General features: G+C 70.5%; 8 protein-coding genes. 3 read left to right on the plus strand and 5 right to left on the minus strand.

All coding sequences use genetic code 11. From position 1 onward, the window contains the following. The first annotated feature begins 197 nt into the window (after nucleotides 1-197). Nucleotides 198-1,313 (plus strand): phosphoserine transaminase, encoded by a 1,116-nt coding sequence (gene serC / locus ACOJSN_RS10565; protein ID WP_420112458.1) that lies wholly within the window; start codon nucleotides 198-200, stop codon nucleotides 1,311-1,313. 27 nt (nucleotides 1,314-1,340) lie between these two features. Here the strand turns inward: serC and ACOJSN_RS10570 are convergent, their stop codons facing one another. Together ACOJSN_RS10570 and ACOJSN_RS10575 are read right to left on the minus strand one after the other, a co-directional pair. Next, the gene (locus ACOJSN_RS10570) at nucleotides 1,341-2,669 is read right to left on the minus strand and encodes an MFS transporter (protein WP_420112459.1); all 1,329 of its coding nucleotides are present in this window, start codon (nucleotides 2,667-2,669) and stop codon (nucleotides 1,341-1,343) included. Between the two features lie 25 nt (nucleotides 2,670-2,694). Continuing rightward, nucleotides 2,695-3,147 (minus strand): MarR family winged helix-turn-helix transcriptional regulator, encoded by a 453-nt coding sequence (locus ACOJSN_RS10575; RefSeq protein ID WP_420112460.1) that lies wholly within the window; start codon nucleotides 3,145-3,147, stop codon nucleotides 2,695-2,697. Nucleotides 3,148-3,242: 95 nt separating this feature from the next. Between ACOJSN_RS10575 and ACOJSN_RS10580 the strand changes: the two genes are divergently transcribed. Next, nucleotides 3,243-3,485, plus strand: a complete 243-nt coding sequence (locus tag ACOJSN_RS10580; RefSeq protein ID WP_420112461.1) for a hypothetical protein — start codon at nucleotides 3,243-3,245, stop codon at nucleotides 3,483-3,485. A 5-nt stretch (nucleotides 3,486-3,490) separates the two neighbouring features. Beyond that, nucleotides 3,491-4,423 carry an NAD(P)-dependent oxidoreductase gene (locus ACOJSN_RS10585; protein WP_420112462.1) on the plus strand — a complete coding sequence of 311 codons (933 nt, stop codon included), beginning with the start codon at nucleotides 3,491-3,493 and terminating at the stop codon, nucleotides 4,421-4,423. A 6-nt stretch (nucleotides 4,424-4,429) separates the two neighbouring features. Here the strand turns inward: ACOJSN_RS10585 and ACOJSN_RS10590 are convergent, their stop codons facing one another. The 3 genes from ACOJSN_RS10590 to ACOJSN_RS10600 all read right to left on the minus strand — a co-directional run. Next, the gene (locus ACOJSN_RS10590) at nucleotides 4,430-5,032 is read right to left on the minus strand and encodes an acVLRF1 family peptidyl-tRNA hydrolase (RefSeq protein WP_420112463.1); all 603 of its coding nucleotides are present in this window, start codon (nucleotides 5,030-5,032) and stop codon (nucleotides 4,430-4,432) included. Beyond that, nucleotides 5,029-6,228, minus strand: coding sequence for an MFS transporter (locus ACOJSN_RS10595; RefSeq protein WP_420112464.1), 1,200 nt, complete (start codon nucleotides 6,226-6,228; stop codon nucleotides 5,029-5,031). The genes ACOJSN_RS10590 and ACOJSN_RS10595 overlap by 4 nt, the downstream gene beginning before the upstream one ends. A 23-nt stretch (nucleotides 6,229-6,251) precedes the next feature. Further along, the coding region (locus tag ACOJSN_RS10600) for a hypothetical protein (RefSeq protein ID WP_420112465.1) at nucleotides 6,252-6,608 on the minus strand (357 nt) is incomplete at its 5' end.

Below are 6,608 nucleotides of genomic sequence, written 5' to 3' on the forward strand. Positions count from 1 at the left end.
TCTTCCAGCAACTCGAAGACCGTCTTGAGGTACATCTCCGTGGTGTCGATGAGGTCGGTCACGCCAACGCCACCCCCGCCTTCTCGCCGTTGTCGTCGCGCACCTCTCCACCTTATCTGTGGGCCGGGTCGACATCCCACCTTCCACGCTGTGGTCGTGCGGGACGACGGAGGTGCGTCACCTGGGATCATCACGGCATGACCTCGATCGTCATCCCTCGTGAGCTGTTGCCGGCCGACGGCCGCTTCGGGTGCGGCCCGAGCCGGATCCGACCTGCGCAGATCGACGCGCTCGCCGCACTGGGCACCACGCTGCTGGGCACCTCCCACCGGCAGGACCCGGTGCGATCGTTGGTCGGTCGGGCACGCGAGGGCCTGGCCACCCTGCTCGGCGCACCCGAGGGGTACGAGGTCGTGCTGGGGAACGGGGGCTCGACGGCCTTCTGGGACGTGGCCACCTTCTCGCTGATCCGGGAGCACGCCCAGCACGCCGCGTGTGGCGAGTTCGGTGCAAAGTTCGCGGCGGCCACGGCGGCGGCGCCGTTCCTGGGTGAACCGCAGGTGATCAACGCGGACCCCGGATCCGCCGCGGTGCCGATAGCGGCGCCGGGCATCGACGCGTACGCGTGGGCCCAGAACGAGACGTCGACCGGCGTGCTGACCCCGGTGGAGCGCCCGGCAGGCATGGACGACGGCGCGCTCGTGCTGGTCGATGCCACCTCGGCCGCCGGGGGCGTCACGGTGGACCTGGCGCAGACGGACTCGTACTACTTCGCGCCTCAGAAGGCGCTCGGTTCCGACGGCGGACTGTGGTTCGCGGTTCTCTCGCCGGCCGCTGTGGCGCGGGTCGAGGAGCTGTCGTCGCGTTGGATCCCCGCCTCACTGTCGCTCGCAGCAGCGCTGGCGAGCGCACGCAAGGACGAGACCGTCAACACGCCCGCGATCGCGACGCTGGTGCTGCTGGTCGAGCAGGTGGAGTGGTTGCTGGACCGTGGCGGCCTGGCGTGGGCGTCCGAGCGCACCGCGCGGTCGGCGGCCACGCTGTACGACTGGGCCGAGTCACGCGAATGGGCCACGCCGTTCGTGGCCGACCGCGCCGCTCGCTCCCCGGTGGTGGGCACGATCGATCTCGACGAGCGTCTCGATGCCGCCGCCGTCATCGCTGCGCTGCGCGCGAACGGCGTGGTCGACGTGGACCCGTACCGCAAGCTTGGCCGCAACCAGCTCCGGGTGGGCATGTTCCCATCGGCGCCGCCGGAGGACGTCGAGGCACTGACCCGGTGCGTCGACTTCGTGGTCGACGCTCTGGGCTGAGGACCGACCGATGCGACGGGGCCCGCCTCACGCCGCGGTGCGGGTACCCGACTCGTCGGCGGCCACGTCGATCTGTGCCTGCTCACGCGCCGCTCGCTCCTCCGGCGAGGTCAGCACGAGATGCGGGCGTGGCCGACGCTCGTAGGTGACCTCGATGCCCCACCGGCGGCGCGTCCACAACGCGGCGAGCAGCGCGATCACCATCGCACTGATCGACCCGACCAGGATCGAGGCGCGGCCACCCCATTCCGCCGCGATCCAGCCGACGATCGGTGACCCGATCGGGGTGGCCCCGAACAGCACGAGCACGTACAGGCTCATGACGCGTCCGCGCATCACCGGGTCGGTGCTGAGCTGGATGGCTGCGTTCGCCGAGGTGATCATCGTGAGCGAGAAGAATCCGACCGGGATGGTCGCGAGCGCGTAGAGCAGGTAGGTCGGGGCCAGCGCCATCAACGTGGATGCCACACCGAATCCGAAGGCAGCGCCGACCACCAGTCGCACCCGCGGGCGCACGCGGCGGGCAGCGAGCAGCGCGCCGGCGAGCGAGCCGATCGCCAGCACGGAGCCGAGCACCCCGTAACCATCGGCGTCGCGGCCGAACTCCTCGGTCGCCATCACGGCGGAGGTGAGCTGGAAGTTCAGGCCGAACGCGGCCACCACGAACAGGACGACGAGGATGACCACGATGTCGCTGCGGCCGCGCACGTAGCGCAGACCCGCACGCAGTGCGCCCGGGCTCCGTGTCGCCCGCGGCAGCCGTTCGAGCTCGGAGACCCGCATCGCCAGCATGGCCGCGATCGTGAACGCGAACGAGATGGCGTTGATGAGGAACACCCAGCCGGTGCCGACAGCGGCGATCGCCAGCCCCGCGATGCCGGGGCCGATCAGCCGTGCGGCGTTGAACGACGCGCTGTTGAGGCTCACGGCGTTCCCGAGCCGTTCGGACGGCACGAGTGCAGAGACGAACACCTGCCGCGCGGGCGCGTCGAGCGCGCTCACGATCCCGAGCCCGAGCGCGAGCACGTAGACGTGCCACAGCTGGGCGTGGCCGCCGAGCACCAAGGCCCCCAGGACTGCGGCGAGAACGCCGAGCAGCGACTGCGTGACGATGAGGATCTTGCGTGGGTCGTATCGGTCCGCCAGGATCCCGGCGAGGGGCGTCAGCACCACCGCGGGGGCGAACTGCAGTGCGGTCACCACGCCGACCGCGAACCCGTCGTGGTCGGTGAGCTCGGTGAGCACGAGCCAGTCTTGCGCCACCCGCTGCATCCAGGTACCCACGTTCGCCACCAGGGCTCCGAGGAACCAGATGCGGTAGTTGCGGATGCTCAGCGAGGCGAAGGTGGTGCTCACGTCAGTTCTGTCGGTCTTTCGGGTCTCATTCGGAGTGGATGCGCCGGAGGATCTCCTCGGCGGCGGAGAGCGTGGCTCGTTCCTGGGGGGTCAGCGCCGCGAGGCGACGCTTGAGCCATTCGTCTCGACGACGGCGAGTGGCGAGGATGTGCTCTCGCCCTCGGTCGGAGGCCTGCACGAGGACCTGCCTCCGGTCGTCAGGGTGGGTGTTGCGTTCGACCAGGCCGGCCTCCAGCAGGTGCTGGATGGTCTTGGTCATCGACGGCGGCCGCACTCGCTCCCGCTCTGCGAGTTCGCTCGGGGTGAGCGGACCGTGCGCGACGAGCTGTCCCAGCACCGCCAGCTGGCCGTCCGAGACGTCTCCCACACGCTGGTCTCGGAGCCGCCGCGACGTGCGCAGCAGCGTGGTCCGGAGCCGTGACGCCAGCGGCTCCGGGCGTCTCGCACCAGGAGCGGGAAGGCGGGCCGGCTCAGACATCGAAACGATTCTACCTCATTAGTTAGGCTAAGTAAATATTCGACCTGGCCGCATGCGCGGTGCCACGGCCTCCGGCGGCGCTCTACGATCGTGGCGTGCGAGCCCTCGATCCCCAGCAGACCCCGCAGGAGCTCCATCCGGCTCGCGTCAACACCAAGAAGCTGTTCTTCACCGGATCCGCGTGCTGGCTGGTAGCGCTGACCGCGGTCGGAGTCCTGCACCTCGCAGGCCGATCGCTCGACGGCCGGCTCGCCCTCATGTGCCTGACCGGGCTGCTGCTCGGCGTGATCGGGTCCATCTGGGCACACGCGATCCAACGGGAGCAGCCCGACCTGTGAGACCGATGAAAATTCTCGTCCCCACCGTCATCCCCATCGACCTCGAGACTCCCGACGGCGTCACGCGCGTCGACTACGACGTCGCCTCTCCCATCCCAGAGGAGCATCGAGACGCCGAAGCCGTGGTCGTCTGGCTCAACCCCGGCGAGCGACTCGTGGCGCTGCCGTCCGAGCTCCCCCGGGTCCGCTGGGTCCAGGGCCTGATGGCCGGCACCGATGCGGTGCAGGCGGCGTTCGCCGGGACCGACGTGGTGATCGCCGCAGGCGCCGGCCTGCACGACCAGCCTGTCGCCGAGCACACGCTCGCGCTGATCCTCGCCGCGGCGCGCCGCCTCGACGAGGCGTTGGCCGCCCAGGCGCAGGGCCACTGGCTCGAGGAGCATGGTGGCAACCAGATCCGCAACCGCAACGGATTCACCACACTCGCGGGTGCGCGCGTACTGATCTGGGGCTTCGGTGGCATCGGCCTCACGCTCGCGGGCTACCTCACCGCGCTCGGGGCCCAGGTGACCGGTGTGGCCCGCACTGCCGGTGAGCGGCACGGGTACCGCGTCATCACCACCGCGGACCTGCCGACCGAACTGGCCGCCACCGATGTGCTCGTCGACATCCTGCCGGGCTCCCCCGAGACCGATGGAGCAGTCGGCGCCGAGGTGTTCGCCGCACTCCCTGAGCACGCGTGGTTCGTCAACGTCGGCCGCGGCGTCACGGTCGACGAAGCGGCCCTGGACGACGCGCTGCGCGCGGGTTCGATCGCCGGCGCCGCGCTCGATGTGTTCCGGACCGAGCCACTGCCCGCCGATTCACCGCTGTGGCATGCGCCCAACACGATCATCACGGCCCACGCCGCCGGTGGGCGCCCGCAACAGCCCGGACGACTGATCGCGGAGAACCTGCGCCGCTACCGTGCCGGCGAGCAGCTGCTGGGCACGCCGTAACGGACGTCAGTCCGCCAGCGTGATGCGGACCGACCTGGCACGCTTCAACGCCTGCTCGAGCACGGCAGGGCTGGGATCGGGTAGGTCGTAGAGATCACGCGCCAGCAGCAGGCCGCATCCGCGTAGCCGCGGGTCCTGGAGAACCGCGGCAGCGAGTGCGCGGTCCCCGCCGCGCACGAGCGCGTCGATCTCGGCACCCCCGAGGATGCGGACCGCGTGCTCGGTCACAGCGTTCACGAGCTCGTCAGCCTGCTTGCCGCGCCGACGTGCGAACCGCTGCTGCGACCAACCGCCTGCGGCCGTGTGCGACTGCACGTGCCGGCGCCCCACCTTGCGCGCCACCAGCGCCGCGCGCTCGGCCACTGCCACCGCATAGCCGCCGCGCCGGACCAGCAGCAGGCCGAGCCGTGGCGGCGGAGCGGTCGCGGCCACGAGCGCCTCGACGTCGGTGACCGCGCCGTCCACAGGCTGCCAGGACGCGACCGACGCCGTGGTGCCGTCAGCGCCGGCGAGAGCCCCGCCGTCGACCGTGATGGAGCCATGGCGGTCGGCGAAGCCGACCAGCCAGCGCGAGAGCCGATCGTGATCGACCTCCACGAGGCGACTCATGTGCGCGCCTGCGGCGGGGGCCGCCCGGGCACCCAGCGCCCGAGCGCAGCAGCAGTGGCGCCCGCGATCGGCCCCATCGCCCCGATCCCGAGCGCGATCGACCCGATCGCGGCACCCGCGGAGACGATCAGCGGACCGCCCGCGTTACCGAGATCGGCGAGCAGCCGCCACGCGCCGAGAAACTGTGCCCGCTCCCCCGGCGGTGCGGTGTCGGCTCCGAGCGTCATGATCACGCCGGACCCGATGCCGTTGCCGAACCCGAGCAGCAGGGCTGCCGCGGTGAGCCCGCCCGCCGTGCTGGTCAATGGGATCAGCACCATGGCCACGCCCATGATCAGCATCGACGGGATCGCCACCCACCGTCGACCCTTGAGGTCCATGACCTTCCCGGCCGGGTAGAAGAGCAGCATGTCGATCCCGCCCGCGATCCCGAAGATCAGGCTCGTGGTCGCGGCACCGAGTTCGAGGTGCTCGGCCCAGAGCGGCACCACGGTCATCCGCGCGCCGCGCATCGCACCGACGAGGAGCACTGCCACGCCCAGCGTGCTCAGTGTGCGGCGATGCTCGCGCATGACCGCGAACAGCCCGGTGGGCCGGTCGCGGTCCGTGCGCCGCGGGTCAGGGTCGGTGGCGACGGCGACCACGACGGCCGCGAGCACGCTGGTGGCGACACCGAGCAGGTAGATCGAGGGAGTGCTGCCGGTGAGGTGGACGATGCCCGCACCGGCGAACGGCCCGATGAACAGGCCGATCCGGTGGACTCCGCCGAGCGTGGAGAGGGCCCGTGCACGCATCAGCACCGGCACGGCCTCGGTGAGATAGGACTGCCGGGCCAGCGAGTAGACCGCCTCGGTCGCACCGAGGAGCAGGGCGCCGAGGCCCAGCACGGCCAGGTTGGTCGCCGCGGCGAGCAGCCCCATTCCGATGACGGCGACCCCCGAGGCCACGATCATCGCGAACCGGTCGCCGAGGCGAGCTGCGATCGCGCCGGCCGGCAGGTCCGCCAGGATGCGCCCGATGGGAAGCCGCGCGGTGATCCCGGCCGCCGTGGCCAGAGCGGCGCCGCGCGGGCCCGCGCTGACCGCGAGGACCGGCATCATCGCGCCGATCCCGATCTCGAAGACCAGCGCGGGGACGTAGACGCCCGGGATCAGCGACGTCCATGAGGGCGGTGATCCCGGGCGCTCGTCAGTCACACAGAGCGATCATGCCAGGTAGGTCAGCGGATGAACTCGTCGCCGTCCTTGCCACCGGCGAAGACCAGCTCCGCGGCGCGGATGAACTCGTCGCCATCCTTGCCAGCACGAGCAGCGCGGATGAACTCATCACCATCCTTGCCAGCAAGAGCAGCGCGGATGAACTCATCACCATCCTTGCCAGCAAGAGCAGCGCGGATGAACTCATCGCCATCCTTGCCGCCGGCAGCGGCAGCGATGAACTCATCACCATCCTTGCCACCAAGAGCAGCAGCGATGAACTCATCACCATCCTTGCCACCAAGAGCAGCAGCGATGAACTCATCACCATCCTTGCCACCAAGAGCAGCAGCGATGAACTCATCACCATCCTTGCCAGC

This window comes from Pseudactinotalea sp. (assembly GCF_048594945.1).
Classification (GTDB): domain Bacteria; phylum Actinomycetota; class Actinomycetes; order Actinomycetales; family Beutenbergiaceae; genus Pseudactinotalea.

Coding starts and splice junctions, on each gene's coding strand:
- ACOJSN_RS10585 (WP_420112462.1), top strand. CDS start 3,491: ATGAAAATTCTCGTCCCCACCGTCATCCCCATCGACCTCGAGACTCCC.
- ACOJSN_RS10590 (WP_420112463.1), bottom strand. CDS start 5,032: ATGAGTCGCCTCGTGGAGGTCGATCACGATCGGCTCTCGCGCTGGCTG.
- ACOJSN_RS10575 (WP_420112460.1), bottom strand. CDS start 3,147: ATGTCTGAGCCGGCCCGCCTTCCCGCTCCTGGTGCGAGACGCCCGGAG.
- serC (WP_420112458.1), top strand. CDS start 198: ATGACCTCGATCGTCATCCCTCGTGAGCTGTTGCCGGCCGACGGCCGC.